At 64.4% G+C, this 15,830-nt stretch carries 14 protein-coding genes; 4 read left to right on the forward strand and 10 right to left on the reverse strand.

The annotated features are described in order from the left end of the window. The first annotated feature begins 4 nt into the window (after positions 1-4). From cobN to ACMGT0_RS15095, 3 genes are read left to right on the forward strand one after another with little or no spacing between them, the layout of a single operon-like run. Complete coding sequence (gene cobN, locus ACMGT0_RS15085; RefSeq protein WP_416773262.1) at positions 5-3,775, forward strand: cobaltochelatase subunit CobN; 3,771 nt, start codon at positions 5-7, stop codon at positions 3,773-3,775. 12 nt (positions 3,776-3,787) lie between these two features. Then, a complete protein-coding gene (locus ACMGT0_RS15090) occupies positions 3,788-4,801 on the forward strand; it encodes an ATP-binding protein (protein WP_054062297.1) in 1,014 nt (337 codons plus the stop codon). 2 nt (positions 4,802-4,803) lie between these two features. Beyond that, positions 4,804-5,457 carry a vWA domain-containing protein gene (locus ACMGT0_RS15095; RefSeq protein WP_081006057.1) on the forward strand — a complete coding sequence of 218 codons (654 nt, stop codon included), beginning with the start codon at positions 4,804-4,806 and terminating at the stop codon, positions 5,455-5,457. A 136-nt stretch (positions 5,458-5,593) separates the two neighbouring features. Here the strand turns inward: ACMGT0_RS15095 and ACMGT0_RS15100 are convergent, their stop codons facing one another. Continuing rightward, positions 5,594-5,857 carry a hypothetical protein gene (locus tag ACMGT0_RS15100; protein ID WP_017906965.1) on the reverse strand — a complete coding sequence of 88 codons (264 nt, stop codon included), beginning with the start codon at positions 5,855-5,857 and terminating at the stop codon, positions 5,594-5,596. A gap of 321 nt (positions 5,858-6,178) precedes the next feature. Here ACMGT0_RS15100 and ACMGT0_RS15105 point away from each other — a divergent pair, with 321 nt between their 5' ends. Continuing rightward, positions 6,179-7,504: a sigma-54 dependent transcriptional regulator gene (locus tag ACMGT0_RS15105; protein ID WP_054062296.1), complete on the forward strand. Its 1,326-nt coding sequence runs from the start codon at positions 6,179-6,181 to the stop codon at positions 7,502-7,504. 89 nt (positions 7,505-7,593) lie between these two features. Here the strand turns inward: ACMGT0_RS15105 and ACMGT0_RS15110 are convergent, their stop codons facing one another. The 9 genes from ACMGT0_RS15110 to ACMGT0_RS15150 all read right to left on the reverse strand — a co-directional run bounded on the left by ACMGT0_RS15110 (position 7,594) and on the right by ACMGT0_RS15150 (position 15,801). Next, positions 7,594-8,895, reverse strand: coding sequence for a hypothetical protein (locus ACMGT0_RS15110; RefSeq protein ID WP_273820685.1), 1,302 nt, complete (start codon positions 8,893-8,895; stop codon positions 7,594-7,596). Positions 8,896-8,944: 49 nt separating this feature from the next. Then, on the reverse strand, positions 8,945-9,694 hold the full coding sequence (locus tag ACMGT0_RS15115) for a hypothetical protein (RefSeq protein WP_416773265.1): 750 nt from the start codon (positions 9,692-9,694) through the stop codon (positions 8,945-8,947). Positions 9,695-9,738: 44 nt separating this feature from the next. Further along, on the reverse strand, positions 9,739-10,419 hold the full coding sequence (locus tag ACMGT0_RS15120) for a C39 family peptidase (RefSeq protein ID WP_054060130.1): 681 nt from the start codon (positions 10,417-10,419) through the stop codon (positions 9,739-9,741). Between the two features lie 62 nt (positions 10,420-10,481). Then, a complete protein-coding gene (locus tag ACMGT0_RS15125; protein WP_054060129.1) occupies positions 10,482-11,444 on the reverse strand; it encodes a hypothetical protein in 963 nt (320 codons plus the stop codon). Positions 11,445-11,505: 61 nt separating this feature from the next. Then, a complete protein-coding gene (locus ACMGT0_RS15130; RefSeq protein ID WP_273820687.1) occupies positions 11,506-12,081 on the reverse strand; it encodes an adhesin in 576 nt (191 codons plus the stop codon). Between the two features lies 1 nt (position 12,082). Next, on the reverse strand, positions 12,083-12,529 hold the full coding sequence (locus ACMGT0_RS15135; RefSeq protein WP_416773268.1) for a hypothetical protein: 447 nt from the start codon (positions 12,527-12,529) through the stop codon (positions 12,083-12,085). A 345-nt stretch (positions 12,530-12,874) separates the two neighbouring features. After that, positions 12,875-13,399, reverse strand: coding sequence for an AAA family ATPase (locus ACMGT0_RS15140; RefSeq protein ID WP_416773486.1), 525 nt, complete (start codon positions 13,397-13,399; stop codon positions 12,875-12,877). Continuing rightward, entirely contained in the window at positions 13,396-13,959 is a 564-nt protein-coding gene (pnuC, locus tag ACMGT0_RS15145; protein ID WP_054060125.1) for a nicotinamide riboside transporter PnuC, read from the reverse strand. The genes ACMGT0_RS15140 and pnuC overlap by 4 nt, the downstream gene beginning before the upstream one ends. A 207-nt stretch (positions 13,960-14,166) precedes the next feature. After that, a complete protein-coding gene (locus ACMGT0_RS15150; protein WP_054060124.1) occupies positions 14,167-15,801 on the reverse strand; it encodes a methyl-accepting chemotaxis protein in 1,635 nt (544 codons plus the stop codon). Positions 15,802-15,830: the final 29 nt, after the last annotated feature.

Raw genomic sequence — 15,830 nt, forward strand, 5'->3', positions numbered from 1 at the left:
CCCCATGCACCTGCTCAGGACCCAGCCCGGCGGTTTCGTGTCGGACGACAACATTGCCGACCTGGGACAGACCCCCGCCGAGTTGGTGATCCTGTGCAGCGGTGATTCCAGCCTGGCGTTGCTCGCCGAAGCGGCGCAGCAACTGCCGGACGATTACCCCAGCCTGCGCCTGGCCAACCCGATGCAGGTGCAGAATCATGCCTCGGTCGACCTGTATGTCGACCAGGTGCTGCAACACGCCAAGGTGATCCTGCTGTCGTTGCACGGCGGGATCGGCTATTGGCGCTACGGCATCGAGCGCCTGGTGCAACTGGCCGAGCGCGGCGTGGCGCTGATCCTGGTGCCGGGCGATGACCGTCCCGACCCGGAACTGAGCGCCCTGGGCAACGTCCCGGCGGCCGAGGCCGAACGGCTCTGGCATTTCCTGCGCCAGGGGGGGCTGGGTAACGCCCTGCAACTGTTCAATTGCCTGGCCAGTACCTGGCTGGGGCGCGATTACCCGTGGCACGAGCCTCGCGCCTTGCCGCGCACGGCGATCTACCACCCCCGCGTGGTCGATGCGCGACTGGCGGATTGGCGTACCGACTGGCAGGCCGACCAACCAGTAGCGGCGCTGCTGTTCTATCGTTCGCACCTGCAGGCGGCCAACACCGCCTTCGTCGATGTGTTCTGCCAGCGCCTGCAGGCGGCCGGGCTGAACCCGTTGCCGATCGCCGTGGCCAGCCTCAAGGAGCCGGCCTGCCTGGCGACGGTCGAGGACTGGCTGGACGAAGTGTCGGCGGCGGTGATCCTCAATACCACCGGTTTTGCCCAGTCGACCCCCGAGGCGCCGCACCTGCGGCCGTTCCGCCGTGACATTCCGGTGATCCAGGCCATCTGCGCCCAGGACAACGAGCCCGGCTGGCAGGCCAGCGAGCAGGGCCTGGGGCCGCGGGACCTGGCGATGCACATCGCCTTGCCGGAACTGGACGGACGGATCATCAGCCGGCCGATCAGCTTCAAGGACCTGGCCTGGCGCAGCGAGCGCAGCCAGAGCGACGTGGTCTGCTACCGGGCCCAGCCCGAGCGCATGGACTTCGTCGCCGAACTGGCGCGGCGCTGGGTCGACCTGGCACGGCTGGACAACGGCGCCAAGCGCATCGCCCTGGTCCTGGCCAACTATCCGACCCGTGACGGCCGCATCGGCAACGGTGTCGGCCTGGACACGCCGGCCGCGGCGCTGAATATCCTGCGGGCCTTGCAGGCGCAGGGCTACCCGGTTGCCGAACTGCCCGAGAGTGGCACCGGCCTGATCCAGGCCCTGCTCGGCGGCGTCAGCAACGATCTCGACAGCCTCGATCTGCGACCCTGCCGGCAGAGCCTGGCGCTGGCCGAATACCAGGCCCTGTTCGAGCAATTGCCCGAGGCCAACCGCCAGGCGATACTGGCTCGCTGGGGGCAGCCGGAAAACGACCCGATGTGCCGCGACGGGCGGATGATGGTCGCCGGGCTGCGCCTGGGGCTGACCTTCGTCGGCATCCAGCCGGCCCGTGGTTATCAGGTCGACCCGAGTGCGGTCTACCACGATCCGGACCTGGTGCCGCCCCATGGCTACCTGGCGTTTTATTTCTGGTTGCGCCACCGCTATGGTGCCCACGGCGTGATCCATGTCGGCAAGCATGGCAACCTGGAGTGGCTGCCGGGCAAGGGGGTCGGTCTGTCGCAGCACTGCTGGCCGGATGCGCTGCTGGGGCCGCTGCCGAATATCTATCCGTTTATCGTCAACGACCCGGGCGAGGGGGCCCAGGCCAAGCGCCGGACCCAGGCGGTGATCATCGATCACCTGATGCCGCCGCTGACCCGTGCCGAAACCTACGGCCCGTTGCGCGACCTGGAACTGCTTGCCGACGAATACTACGAAGCGCAACTGCTCGACCCACGCCGGGCCCGGGAGTTGCAGCGCGACATCCTCAAACTGGTACGCGAGACGCAGATCGACCGCGAGCTGCAGCTGGATGCCGGGCTCGACAGCGATGCCGACGCAGCGATCTGGCTGCCGCGCCTGGACACCTACCTCTGCGACCTCAAGGAGTCGCAGATCCGCGATGGCCTGCACGTGTTCGGCGAGTCGCCGCAGGGACGGCTGCGCATCGATACCCTGCTGGCCCTGCTGCGTATTCCCCGCGGTGACGGGCGAGGTGCCCGGTCGAGCCTGCTGCGGGCGTTGGCCAAGGCCTTCGAACTGGGCTTCGACCCGCTCGACTGTAACCTGGCCGAACCCTGGACCGGCTGCCGTCCGGAGGCGCTGCGCGACCTCGGCGCGGCCACCTGGCGCACCGCCGGCGACAGTCGCGAGCGCCTGGAACTGTATGCCGCAGCCTTGATCGAGCAGGCCCTGGCGGGGCTCGCCGAGCTGCCGGACAGCGAGGCATGGGCCGATGTGCGCAGCATCATCGACGGGCTGCTCGAACAGGTGGCGCCGCGGCTCGATGCTTGCGGGCCGGCGGAAATGCAGGGCCTGCTTGCCGCCCTCGACGGGCGCTTCGTCCCGGCCGGTCCCAGTGGTGCACCGAGCCGCGGGCGACTGGACGTGTTGCCTACCGGGCGCAATTTCTTTTCCGTGGACGTACGCAACCTGCCGACCACCACGGCCTGGCGCATCGGTTTCCAGTCGGCCAACCTGATTCTCGAGCGACATCTGCAGGACCACGGCGACCACCTGCGTCAGCTTGGCCTGTCGGTCTGGGGCACGGCGACCATGCGCACCGGCGGCGACGACATCGCCCAGGCCATGGCGCTGATGGGCGTGCGGCCGGTCTGGGCCACCGGCAGCCAGCGGGTCGACGACTTCGAGATCCTGCCGCTGAGCCTGCTGGACCGCCCTCGGGTGGACGTGACCCTGCGGGTTTCCGGGTTCTTCCGTGACGCCTTCGCCAACCTGATCCGCCTGTTCGACGCGGCGGTGCAGGCGGTGGCGGCGTTGGACGAACCCGAGGACCTGAACCCCCTGGCGGCCCGCGTTCGCCAGGAGCGCGAGCAACTGCAGGCGCAGGGCCTGGATGCCGAGCAGGCCGCACGCCAGGCCGGTTGGCGGATCTTCGGCGCCAAGCCGGGCGCTTATGGCGCGGGTGTGCAGAATGCCATCGACGGGCGCCTGTGGCAGAGCCGCGAGGACCTCGCCGAGGTCTACCTGAACTGGGGTGGCTACGCCTATGGCGGCTCCGACGAGGGTACCGCGGCCCGGGCGCCGTTCGCCCGACGCCTGAGCCAGGTCCAGGCCGTGTTGCAGAACCAGGACAACCGCGAGCATGACCTGCTCGATTCCAACGACTACTACCAGTTCCAGGGTGGCATGCTGGCGGCGGTGGAAAGCCTCAGTGGCAAAACCGCCGCCAGCTATCATGGCGACCACAGCCAGCCGGACCTGCCGAAGATCCGCACGCTCAAGGAGGAGTTGAACCGGGTGATCCGCTCGCGGGCGGCCAACCCCAAGTGGATCGACGGGGTCAAGCGCCATGGCTACAAGGGTGCCTTCGAGCTGGCGGCGACGGTCGACAATCTGTTCGCCTTCGATGCCACCAGCCAGCTGATCGACGATCACCAGTACGCGTTGCTGGCCGATGCCTACCTGCTGGATGCCGACACCCGCGCGTTCGTCCGCGAGCACAACCCCCATGCCTTGCGCGACATGACCGAGCGCCTGCTGGAAGCCCAGCAGCGCGGGCTGTGGCGTGAGCCGGGGGACTACCGCGAGGCGCTGGAAAACCTGCTGCTGGATATTGAAGAAGATGCCTGAGGACTATGCACCATGACTGACTCCCCGCATTTCCCGCTGTCGGCGGTGGTCGGTGCCGATGCGCTGAAGCTGGCGCTGTGCCTGACCGCCATCGACCCGAAGATCGGCGGCGTGCTGATCGAGGGGCCGCGCGGCATGGCCAAGTCGACCCTGGCCCGTGGCCTGGCCGACCTGCTGGCCAGCGGGCAGTTCGTCACCTTGCCCCTGGGGGCCACCGAGGAGCGCCTGGTCGGCACCCTCGACCTGGACGCGGCACTGGGGGAGGGCCGCGCGCAGTTTTCCCCCGGCGTGCTGGCCAAGGCCGACGGCGGCGTGTTGTATGTCGATGAGGTGAACCTGCTGGCCGATCATCTGGTGGACCTGCTGCTCGATGTGGCGGCCAGCGGCACCAACCTGGTGGAGCGCGACGGCATTTCCCATCGGCATGCGGCGCGCTTCGTGCTGATCGGTACCATGAACCCCGAGGAAGGCGAGCTGCGCCCGCAATTGCTCGACCGTTTCGGCCTGAATGTCGCCCTGAGCGGCCAGCCGGAACCGGCCGAGCGGACGCAGATCATTCGGCGCCGGCTGGATTTCGACAGCGACCCGCAGGCCTTCTGCGACCAGTGGGCAACACAACAGCAGGTGCTGCGCGAGCGTTGCGAACGGGCCCGGGCGTTGTTGCTGGAAATCGACCTGGATGATCGGGCGATGGCCGCGATCAGCGAGCGCTGTTTTGCCGCCGGGGTCGATGGCCTGCGCGCCGACCTGGTCTGGCTGCGGGCGGCCCGTGCCCACGCCGCCTGGCGGGGAGCGCGGCAGATCGCCGACGAGGATATCGAGGCGGTCGCCGAGTTTGCCTTGCGTCATCGGCGTCGCGAGAACTCGCCCGCAACCTCGTCAAGCCCTCCTGCCGGCGCGCCACAGAACCGCCCCGATCCGGCGCCGGGCACGGAGCAGGCCCAGGGGCAATGGGGTGAACTGCCGGCCAAGGCCATGGCCATGGGGGCTCGTCGGGACATTCCGAGCTGGCCAAAAAAGCCCTAGGCATTCGCCCTCGACTCAAGCCGGGGGCGAATGCCAGAACCGGCGCGGGTGAGGTTCCCGGAGGCCGCCAGGGTGCGGCCCGGGGTGCGGCGAGCGGGGCGATCGATTGGCTCGGGACGCTACTGGGCGGGCGGCCGAAGGCCCGCCGCGATCTGCGTTTTCGCTTGCGCAGCAGTACGGCCCACGAATTGTGGCTGGTGATCGTCGATGCATCGGCTTCCACCCGTCGACATCAGGCCCTGAGCGATGCCAAGGGGCTGCTCGCGCAGTTGTTCGACGATGCCTATCGCCAGCGGGCACGCCTGGCATTGTTGACCGCCAGTGGCAGCCGGCCGCAGTGGCAGGTCCAGGGGCTGAAGGCCTCCAGTGGCCTGGCGGGCTGGTTGGAGAACCTGGGGGCGGGCGGCGGAACGCCGTTGCTGGCGGCCTTGCAGGAGGCCGGCCACTGGTTGGCCGTCAGGCAGCGGCGTTTTGCCGAGGAGCGGCAGCGGGTATTGGTCTTGACCGATGGGCGCCTGAAGGCCTGGACGGGGTTGGCGCCATTCAATTGCCCGACATTACTGGTCGACCTGGAGAAGGGGCCGATTCGCCTGGGGCGGGCGCGGCAACTGGCCAGTGAACTCGGGGCCGATTATCGGCACATCGAGCTGCTCTAACTTCAGCTACCAACGTTGTGTCCATTTGATCGCATTCGCGGGCAAGCCACGTTCCTGCAGATATTGCGGCGTGTCTTGCTCGGTTACTGTAGGGGCAGGGTTTGCCCGCGAAGCTTATCGCTTTAAAGATCGAGAATCAGGCCGAGAAAGTCCAGGGCTGCAAGTCGTAGCCCTTCTTGCTCAATTCGGCACGGGCCTGTTCCAGAACGGATTTCAACTGCGCCAGGTTCGAATAGTCACTGCAAGAGATCTGCCGGCGGTCGATGCTGTTGTTGGTGCGATCGATTACGGTCAGGCTCAGGTCGCCTTTGTCTTGTGCTGTCCAGGCCACGCATTGGAAGGGTTTGAATGCGTTGCCGGCCATCAGGAGTGCTTCGTTGAAACGGAGCGGGGCGTTCATGGGGTCTTCTCTCAAGTATGCCCAAACAGTGTGTCAGCCGTCGGCTGGGCGCACCGTCGCGGCTGGTTACTTGTACTGATGTCCGCTGAGGGGCATCAGGTCACACGGGAAATACAGTTTTTTTCAACTTTTTTTCAGTGCCTCCAACAAGACTCTCGAATACCGAAATGGTTTCACCGTTATGTTTGGCGCGTTCGATCGGCTTTCGCCCTTATGCTCAATCGGTACAAGTTAGCGTCAATTTCTTGCTAGTGTTACAGCCAGGTTTGCCAAATTACTGTTTCTAATAAAATTTTATAATTCAGGCGCCAGGGAGCTGTCATGCAAGAAGCCACACCGCTAAGGCGTCTCCTGGTGGTCGATCCCTGCAACGACTGCCACCAGTTGCTTCCCGGCCTGCGCAGCATTGGCTGGGATGTCGACAGTTGCGAGCTCGAGGCGGCGGTCGATCGGCCCTGCGATATCGGCCTGTTGCGCCTGCAACCGTTTCATCTGGAGCGCCCCGATGCGGTCAAGGACCTGATCAGTCGCAGCGGCACCGAATGGATCGCGGTGCTCAGCCAGGAAGTCCTGCGTCTGCAGAACGTGGGTGACTTCGTCTGCGAGTGGTTCTTCGATTTTCATACTTTGCCCTTCGACGTTTCCCGCGTACAGGTGACATTGGGTCGCGCCTTCGGCATGGCGCGCCTGCGCGGGCAGGGGCCGGCCCCTGTCGAACCGCCGGAGCACGAGTTGCTCGGCGACAGCCGGTCGATCCGCGAGTTGCGCAAGCTCCTCGGAAAACTGGCGCCGACCGAGTCGCCGGTGTTGATCCGGGGTGAAAGCGGGACCGGCAAGGAACTGGTCGCCCGCACCCTGCACCGTCAGTCACAGCGCCACGCCAAGCCCTTCGTGGCGATCAACTGCGGGGCGATTCCCGAGCACCTGATCCAGTCCGAACTGTTCGGCCACGAGAAGGGCGCCTTTACCGGAGCGCACCAGCGCAAGGTCGGGCGCATCGAGGCAGCCAATGGCGGGACGCTGTTTCTCGACGAAGTCGGCGACCTGCCGCTGGAGCTGCAGGCCAACCTGTTGCGCTTTCTCCAGGAAAAACACATCGAGCGGGTGGGCGGCAGCCAACCGATCCCGGTCGATGTGCGGGTCCTGGCTGCGACCCACGTCGATCTGGAAGCCGCGATCGCTGCCGGGCGCTTTCGCGAGGATCTCTATTACCGCCTGAATGTACTGCAGGTGGTGACGGCGCCGCTGCGTGAACGCCACGGTGACGTGCGGATGCTGGCCAACCATTTCTCCCATTTCTACAGCCAGGAAACCGGGCGGCGACCGCGCAGTTTCAGCGAGGAGGCGCTGGTCGCCATGGGCAACCATGGCTGGCCGGGCAATGTGCGCGAGCTGGCCAACCGGGTCCGGCGTGGCCTGGTGCTGGCCGAGGGGCGGCAGATCGAGGCCGGTGACCTGGGCCTGGCCAGCGAATCCAGTGCCCAGCTGGCCATGGGTACCCTGGAGGATTACCTCTATCAGGCCGAGCGCCAGGCGTTGTGCGATGTGCTCAATCGGCATGGCGACAACATGAGTATCGCCGCGAAGGTGCTGGGGATTTCCCGGCCGACGTTCTACCGGCTGCTGCACAAGCATCAGATTCGCTAGGCACTGGAGGCTGCCCAGGCAGGTATGGCGCCGTTCACAGGCGCCTCTGCCACGGCGATGGCCGGGGCAGAGGGCGCCATCAGGCTGGATCAGAAGTAGTAGGGGAATTTCAGGCTGAAGCTGAAGTCCGGGGCGTCGGGGGTCATGCCCAGGGACAATTGTGGAACGATGGTCAGGTTCGGCGTGGCGGCGATGGTCATGCCGACGTTGAAATAGCCGGCGTTGGCGTCGCTGCCCACTACACTTTGCCAGCTCTGCCCATCGGGCTTGAGTTTGCTTTTGCGTTGCACCAGGTCGGACACCGAGAACGACATACTCATCTTTTCGTTCAAGGCGAAGGCAACGCCCGCACCGAACTGGTAGCTGTCGCCGATACTGACCTTGCCTGGCTGCGTGACGCCCTGCTGGGCGCTGATGTCGCTGAAGGAGTCCTCGAAGTTGTGGGTGTAGGCGAACGTGCCGAACAGTACCGCCGGGTCGAATGTCTTGACCAGCGAGAGGCCGGTGGTGAGCGCCCAGACGCCATTGCCGGTGGGCAGGTCCTCAGGCACGAACAGGCTGCTGCTCTTTGGCGACTGGACAAATTTTATGCCGAAAGGGTCTTTGCCGGTCGGCGCCTTGAGCCTGACGCTGACCACCGCATCCGGCAGGCTTTCCGTTTCATCGAGGAATTTGTAGGCCACCCCGAAGTTCACGTCACCGAGTGTCGGGTCGCGTGTCACGGTGTCTTCCACGGTCGAGGCGGCGCTGCCACCGTTGCCACCGCCGGATTGATAGGTGGACTCGCGATAGATGACCGGAGCGTTAATGTCGAACTGCCAACGGTTTTCATAGTTGTAGCGAGCCGTCAGATCCAGCGTCCAGGTATCGGCCTTGATCCGATCGAGGTTGATGGTGCCGAGGAAAATCGAATCCAGTGCGAGGAAACCGTTCAGCGTCAGCTGCCGGGTGTCATAACGCGAATAGGTGATGCCCGTTTCGACACTGAACTTGCCATTGCCGAAGAAGCCGCTGGCTTCGTTGTACAGGTCGGAAACACTCTGGGCCGGTGCCGAATCATCCTTGAGCGACTGGCCATAGGAGGCCCCGGAGGTCCCTGCCGCGGCACCTGGGGCATTGGCGCTGGCCCCCGCCACCGCCTGGCCCTTTCTCAGGTCGGCCGGCGATTTGACCAGGCGTTTGGGCGGCGGCGCCGCCGGCTGGTCCTCGACCTGTCGAACCCGCTGTTCCAGCACCGAAAGCGCCTGTTGCTGTTGAACGTAACGCTGTTTGAGCTCCAGAAGTTCCTGTTTCAGGGCCTCCACCTCGGCGTCAGGTGCCGCTTGCAACATCGCTGCCGGGAAAAGTGTCCCCACACAAATTGCCGCCCGCAGAGAAAACGATCGGTACATGAAATTAGCCATCCCTTACTGACTTCCAATGGTCGAAAGTGAGCGTAGTTCAGAATCCCATGTTGCGTAGGCCTTTGAGTTGGGTCAGGTTGCAGTCCAAGGCTCCCACTGTCTGCAGGTTGTTCTGCAATACCACATTGAGTTGAGTCATGTTGTGGACCAGGTTCTGGCCACCGAGCAGGGCGGTGGACTGCAGGACGCCACCCTGGGCGATCTGCTGCAGCGAATGGCCCTGGTTGTTGCTGGCCGCGATCGCCATCTGAATGCCGCCGGAGACCGCGGAAACCGTGATATTGCCGGCCGCGCCAGAGCCGCTGATGCTACCGCCGCTGTTGAGAATCTGTCCGACCTGCTGGCCGCTGACGGGGGCCTGGTTGGCTTCGCTGACGTTGATGGCGACATTGTTGTAGGCGCTGTTGCCATCGCCGGCGGCACGGACCACCTGGGTCACGCCGGCCGAGGTGGTGAAACCGTTGCCGCCAACCACCGTGCCGGAGCCCGGGGCGGTAGGGGAGCCGTTGCCCTGGGTGCTGTAGGTGGAAACGTAGAACTGCGGTTTGACCGTCGATTGCTGGATCTGCAGGCTGGTGGTTGCGCCGATGATGTCGCCACTGGCGTTTTTCCAACTGCTTTGCATCACGACGCCGAAGCTGATGATGCGTCCCGGCATGACATAACGGCCACGCAGCTCGGACAGTTCCTGATCCTTGATTTCGATGGGTTTGAAGGGTGATGTCGCCTGTGCGGGCAGGCAGGCGAATGCCAGGCAACTCACGACCAGCCAGTGTGGAGTTTTCATCTGTTGCTCCCGGGGCTTCCTGCTCCCTTACTCGTTACTGCACTTCAGAAAAAATCGCTCTGGATAAAGCCGAAATCCATCAGCTCGGCGTCTTTGACCGGATTGAAGGTATCCAGCTTGTCTTTCGCCGTGAGCGGGGCCGGCGGGGCCAGCAGAGCGTTGGTCTTGTCATAGCCGGGGCCGACGATGGCAAACACGATGCCATTCCAGCCCTTTGCGAAATCCGCGGCAGCGTAGCGCTTGTGGCCAAGCACCGGGTCGCCGATGTACACCCAGTCCTTGTCCGCGCGCTGCATCACCACGAAATGCTTGTAGCCGCGGATATCCATCAGCACCACCACCGGAATGCTGACACTGGTCAGCTTGTCGGCGGGTATGCGATAGCCGCGGGCGCGCATGCCGATGCTCTCGACGTAGCGCTTCATGTCCAGCATGGAGAAACCGTGGGTCTTGACCAGTTCCGCATCGGAAGTGGTCAGCATGCCCTTGATCACCTGCTCCTCGTCGACATCCAGCCAGTAGGCCTGGCGCAGCACCGTGGCCAGGGCGGCGGCGCCGCAACTGAAATCGGTTTTCTGCTGGACCAGGTTGGCGAAACGCCGTTCGCGGATGCTCTGTACGTTCTTGTAGAAGACGCTGGCGCCGGGCAGGCCGGGGACCGCCATGGTGGCGGCCTGGGTCAGGTCGCAAAGGCCGATCAGCAAGGCAAGGACGAGAATACGCATGGTCGATACGCCTTCAGGTGCGGAAAAAAGAGCCCCGTTTCCGGGGCTCTCTGCTGTCGCGACTACATGCAGGCTTTGCAACCGGCGGCGATGGACAGCGAGTTGCTTTGCTGGTTGCCCACCCCGGCCGAAACGTTGATGCCAGCGTTGCCGGACATGTGGTTGGCCGAGTTGTTCATGCTGGCGTTGTTGGTGACAACGTTTTTCCAGCCGTTGGGAGTGAGCACTTGCTGGGTCCAGTAGCCGGCCAGTTCAACAGAGCCTTGTTCCTTGAAGGTGAACTTCTGGTCATCGTTGTCATGACCACCCTTGTAGCCATGGCCATGATGATCGTCGTCACCCTTGATCGTGCCGGAGCCGGTGCCCTTGTAGCTGCCCTTGAGATCGATGGTGCCCTTGAGGGTTTCTTTCTCATAGGCTTGCACGCCACTGTTGGTCACCAGCAGGCCGCTTTCGGTCTGGTTGGCGGCGGCGGCGGCGGTGGCTACGCGGCCACCGGAGACGGCGATGGCCAGGTTGTTTTTCTGTTGGTTGAAGTTGCCGGCGGTGATGTTGACGCCCATGTTGCCGGAGCCATTGTTGCCGGAGTTGTTCATCGACGCATTGTTCTGGGTCGATTGGTTGAGCACGACGTTGTTGGTGTTGGTCTGGGTGGCGCTGCTGGCCGAGACGGCGGTACCGAAGATGAAACTTTCGTCGGCGGTGGCCAGTGCGGCGGCGTTGTCCTGTTGGTTGCCGTCGCCGGCTGCAACGTTGGCGCCCATGTTGCCGCTCGAGCCGTTCAGCGAGTCATTGGCACTGGCGTTGTTCCTGGTGCCCTGGTTGATCACGGCGTTGTTGTGGCTGTACTGGGTGTCGATCACGGCGGCGCCGGCGCCGGCGGTGATCTGCAGCAGGGTGCCGAGGTCAGGACCTTTGGGGCCATGGTGACCATGGCCGTGGTTGTTGCCGCCTGCCTGGGCGGCCATTGCCATGACTGCGGCCAGTGCGAACACCAGTGGTTTGAGAGCCATTGTAGGTTTCATGATGTATCTCCGTGCTTATTAGTTGGTTAAGTGTTGGTACTTTCTAATTGCACTGCTCGGGTCAGTCGGCGACCCGGATACTGAGGGTGTTGGCCATGCGGTTCCCCACCCCCGCGCTCTGGTTCACCTGAATCACGCCCCGGCTGCCGGTGAAGGCCTGGTCGCTGGTAACGACCTGGCGACTGCCTGGGGTGCCGGATGAACCGGAGTTGGGTGACAGCGCCACGTTCTGTTGCGACAGGGCGCTGTCATCGACGCTCTGCGGCGCAGCACTGATGCTGATGCGCACGGCGTTGATCATCTGGTTGTTGGCGCCGGCGGACTGGTTGACGCCCACCATGCCGGTGCCATTGCTGAAGGCGTTGCCCTGGATGGCCGCCTTGGCGTTGATCGCCGTGCTGGCCGGGGTTCTGAGCTTCTGGGTCAGGGCGGTCGATGCGCTGGCGTCGGTGCCGATGGCGATCGCACGACTGTTGATCTGTTGCTGCTGGTCGCCGGCGGCCTGGTTGACCATGAGGCTGCCCTTGTACTGCTGGCCGGAGTTGTTGATCACGGCATTGTCATTGGCGGTCACGCCACTGTCGGCGTAGGCGGTGAAACTGCTGAACAGGGCGAGAAAAAGCAGGGTGCGCTTCATTTCATTGCCCCTTGCCGATGGCGTTGAGGGCACCCATGCCGGCCGACAGCCCGCGATTGACCGTATTGGCGATGCTGGCACCGCTGCCGCCACCGTGTCCGGAGGACAGGCCCGGCAGGCCGTTGGGGTTGCTCAGGCCGGGCATGTGCTCGGTATGGACCGTGATCACACGGTTAACGGTTGCGCCGGTGCTGATGCCGGCGATATCACCGTCGCTCAGTTCCATGCCGTTGGTCAGCGAGATGACACGGGCAGAGGGGTTGGCATTGACCGTAGTCGGATTCGGATCAGGCTGCAGGGGCGGGCGGCCGTACATTTGCGGTTGGACGGTGCGCTCGAGGACGATCACGCCGTTGTTGCCACCGGCCTCGGCGGTCAGGCTGAACAGCGAGCCAATGGCGCAACCGATCAGCAAGGTGCGGGTTAAAGCTGTTCTTGTCATCCCCACGGCAGTGTTCCTTCTTCAGTGCGCTGGCCCTGTTCAGCGTTGGGAAGGAAAGAGCAGAAGCTGTGCCGCTTTTCGTTTTTTCTTCTGTATCAATGGGTTGCCAGGGCTGTCGGGCAGGTGACGTTGTTTGCCTGTTTCAGCTTTGAAACAGGTCCGTGCCGGGAGAGCGCTGGAGAGGTGGCAAAGCCCCGTGGAATGGGGCTTTCAGACAGCTGTATCAGTGGCTTGACACATGGCCGTGCAAGGGCCCCAAGCTGTTGAATCTGGTCGTTTGCGGCGGTGCAGGGTGTTTCATGAGTGGACACTGCGGCTGCGGGGCCGGGCCTTTTGCGGCGTTGGCCGGAGTCAGCGTCCCAGCAGCTTCTCGACCGCACCCATGGCCTGGCGGTGCCTTTGCTGCCAATCACCGCCGAGCACCTCGACCGTCTGCCGGTGCCGGGTCAGCCATTGCCGGCTGGCCTCGAAGAACGCCCGGCGTTCCTCCAGGTCGGGCTGGCAGCGCTGACCGTCATCGGTCCATTCGACGCCGTCGGGGCTGAGCAGCAGGTGCAGGTCGTAATACCGGGCGAGCAGGGCCGGTTCGAGCCAGGCGGGGCAGTCGCCTAACAGGGTCTGGCTCCAGAGGATGTTGCTCAGCAGGTGGGTATCGAGAATCAGCAGCGAAGGCTGCCGTGCCCGCGCCTCGTCCTCCCAGGCCAACTGGCCGCGGGCGATGGCGGGGATGTCGGCCAGGCAGGTGTCGCGCTGTTCCCGCTCGATGAAATGACGCACGTATTCACCCACCAGCAGGCCGCCGAAGCGTGCCTGCAGGGCCTCGCAGAGCCAGCTCTTGCCGCTGGATTCGGGGCCCGCCAGCACCACCACCTTCATGCCTGCAACGCCGGGTCGGTACGCCATTCGCGCCAGCCCTGCACGGCCAGCAGGGTGAACAGGCCATAGAGGGCGGCGGTCAGGTACAGGTCCTTGTAGATGAACAGGCCGACGAAGATCACATCGACGGCGATCCACAGTGGCCAGCACTGGATGCGTTTCTGCGCCATCCACAGCTGTGCGACCAGGCTGAAGGCGGTCAGTGCGGCATCGAGCCAGGGTTGTGCGGCGTCGGTCCAGGTGGCCATGGCAGCGCCCAGCAGCAGGCTGCCCAAGGCACCGACGGCAAGGCCGCCCAGCAGGGCTTGCGGGCCAAGGCTGGACACCTCGCGGCCCTGGTGCACGATGCCGCCGCGGGTCCATTGCCACCAGCCATAGAGCTGCAGCACGGCGTAGACCACCTGCAGCAGCATGTCCGAGTAGAGCTTCACATCGAAGAATATCCAGCTGTAGAGCAGCACCATGACCAGGCCGATCGGCCAGCACCAGGGATTCTGTTTGACCGTCAGCCAGACGGCGATCACGCCGAGGGCGGCGGCGAACAGTTCAAGCCCGGACATGGGAGACCTCTGGATCGAAGGGAAAGGGGCGGATTGTACCCAGAGTGGCAGGGAGAAGGGAGGGCCGCAGCGCGATTGCGCTTCTCTCCCGCGACCTGTTCGCGGATAAGCCTGGACGCCGGCCCCACAAGGCATCGCGGTGAGCACTGGTCTTGTGTGCGCCGCAAAATTGTCGGGGCCGGACTGATCCGCGAACAGGCTCTGCGGTCAGATACGGAACTGGCGCAGCAACCCGTTGAGCTGTTCGCTCAGCACCTTGAGCCGGTCGCTGTCGGTGCTCGACTGTTCGGCCGCCAGGGCAGTGGTGTGGGATAGGCCCGCCGCCTCGGTGACGTTCTGGTTGATCTCCTCGACCACGTGGGCCTGTTGCAGGGTGGCGCTGGCAATCGAGGCATTGAGGCCATTGAGGTTGCGCAACGCCTGGCTGATGGCATTCAGGCTTTCGCCGGCCAGCCCGGCCAGTTCGATGGTCTGCTGCGAGACACGGCTGCTGTCGCCGATGACTTTCACCGCCGCTTCGGAGTGATTCTGCAGACGTTCGATCATCGCCTGGATCTCCGCCGTGGATTTCTGCGTACGCTGGGCCAGCAAGCGCACCTCGTCGGCCACCACGGCGAAGCCGCGGCCCTGTTCACCGGCCCGTGCGGCCTCGATGGCGGCGTTGAGGGCGAGCAGGTTGGTCTGCTCGGCGATGGCGCGGATCACTTCCAGGACACTGCCGATCTGCGTGCTTTCCGCCGCCAGGGTGCGGATCACCTCGACCGCCTGGGCGATGGTGGCGGACAACTGGTCGATCTGCTGCAGGCTGTTGTCGATGTTCAACTGGCCCTGGCGGGCCTGGCCTTCGGCATCGCGCACCTCGCTGGCGGCCTGTTCGGCGTTCTTGGCGACATCCTGCACGCCATAGGTCACCTCGTTGATCGCCGTGGCCACCATTTCCATCTGCTGCGATTGCTGCTGACTGCGGGTCTGGGATTCGATGGCGCTGTTACCCAGGTCGCTGGAGGATTGGCCGAGTTCACTGGCCGAAACCTGCAACTGGCTGACCACGCCACGCAGCTTGCTGGTGAAGGCGTTGAAGTGGCGGGCCAGTTCGGTCACTTCGTCCTGGCCGTGGGTATCGAGGGTGCGGGTCAGGTCGCTTTCGCCGCTGGCGATGTTGGCCATGGCCTGGACCGTTTCCCGCAGCGGATGGACGATGCTGCGGCCGATCAGCAGGACCAGCACGCTCACCAGCACGGCAATCGCCAGGCCGACCAGCGAGGCATTGCGCACCTGCTCGTAGAACTCGGCCTGCACATCGTCGATGTACACGCCTGAGCCGATGATCCAGCCCCAGGGCTCGAACAACTGCACATAGGAGGTTTTCTGCACCGGAGCGCTGGCGCCCGGCTTCGGCCAGCGGTAATCGATCATGCCGCGGCCCTTGGCCTTGGCCAGAATCACCATCTCGTTGAACAGCGCATAGCCATCGGGGTCCTTGATGCCGGACAGGTCCTGGCCCTCGAGCTTGGGGTTGGCCGGGTGCATGACCATGACCGGGCGCAGGTCGTTGATCCAGAAATAGTCGTTCTGGTCGTAACGCAGCCCGCGTATGACGCTCAGCGCCTGTTTCTGCGCGGCATCGCGGCTGAGGGTGCCGGCGGTTTCCAGCCCCTGGTAGTAGGCGAGGATGCCGCTGGCGGTCTGGACCACGTGCTGGGTTTTCAGGGCCTTGGCCTGGTAAAGGTTGTCATGGGTCTGCTTGAGCATCAGCAGGCCCTGGGTCAGCAGCATGGCTACCGCCAGGACCAGGATGAGCCACAAGCGTCGGCTGATCGACACACTGCGCAAGCTATTCATAAGACCACCGTTCCTTTTTTTCTTGTTGT

The sequence above is a fragment of the Pseudomonas sp. RHF3.3-3 genome, assembly GCF_048069595.1.
Lineage (GTDB): Bacteria > Pseudomonadota > Gammaproteobacteria > Pseudomonadales > Pseudomonadaceae > Aquipseudomonas > Aquipseudomonas fuscovaginae_B.

What these genes read in the sequence shown, in the direction of transcription:
- ACMGT0_RS15150 (WP_054060124.1), bottom strand. Translation starts at nt 15,801, where the DNA reads ATGAATAGCTTGCGCAGTGTGTCGATCAGCCGACGCTTGTGGCTCATC.
- ACMGT0_RS15125 (WP_054060129.1), bottom strand. Translation starts at nt 11,444, where the DNA reads ATGAAACCTACAATGGCTCTCAAACCACTGGTGTTCGCACTGGCCGCA.
- ACMGT0_RS15130 (WP_273820687.1), bottom strand. Translation starts at nt 12,081, where the DNA reads ATGAAGCGCACCCTGCTTTTTCTCGCCCTGTTCAGCAGTTTCACCGCC.
- cobN (WP_416773262.1), top strand. Translation starts at nt 5, where the DNA reads ATGCACCTGCTCAGGACCCAGCCCGGCGGTTTCGTGTCGGACGACAAC.
- ACMGT0_RS15120 (WP_054060130.1), bottom strand. Translation starts at nt 10,419, where the DNA reads ATGCGTATTCTCGTCCTTGCCTTGCTGATCGGCCTTTGCGACCTGACC.
- ACMGT0_RS15110 (WP_273820685.1), bottom strand. Translation starts at nt 8,895, where the DNA reads ATGTACCGATCGTTTTCTCTGCGGGCGGCAATTTGTGTGGGGACACTT.
- ACMGT0_RS15100 (WP_017906965.1), bottom strand. Translation starts at nt 5,857, where the DNA reads ATGAACGCCCCGCTCCGTTTCAACGAAGCACTCCTGATGGCCGGCAAC.
- pnuC (WP_054060125.1), bottom strand. Translation starts at nt 13,959, where the DNA reads ATGTCCGGGCTTGAACTGTTCGCCGCCGCCCTCGGCGTGATCGCCGTC.
- ACMGT0_RS15140 (WP_416773486.1), bottom strand. Translation starts at nt 13,399, where the DNA reads ATGAAGGTGGTGGTGCTGGCGGGCCCCGAATCCAGCGGCAAGAGCTGG.
- ACMGT0_RS15115 (WP_416773265.1), bottom strand. Translation starts at nt 9,694, where the DNA reads ATGAAAACTCCACACTGGCTGGTCGTGAGTTGCCTGGCATTCGCCTGC.
- ACMGT0_RS15090 (WP_054062297.1), top strand. Translation starts at nt 3,788, where the DNA reads ATGACTGACTCCCCGCATTTCCCGCTGTCGGCGGTGGTCGGTGCCGAT.
- ACMGT0_RS15105 (WP_054062296.1), top strand. Translation starts at nt 6,179, where the DNA reads ATGCAAGAAGCCACACCGCTAAGGCGTCTCCTGGTGGTCGATCCCTGC.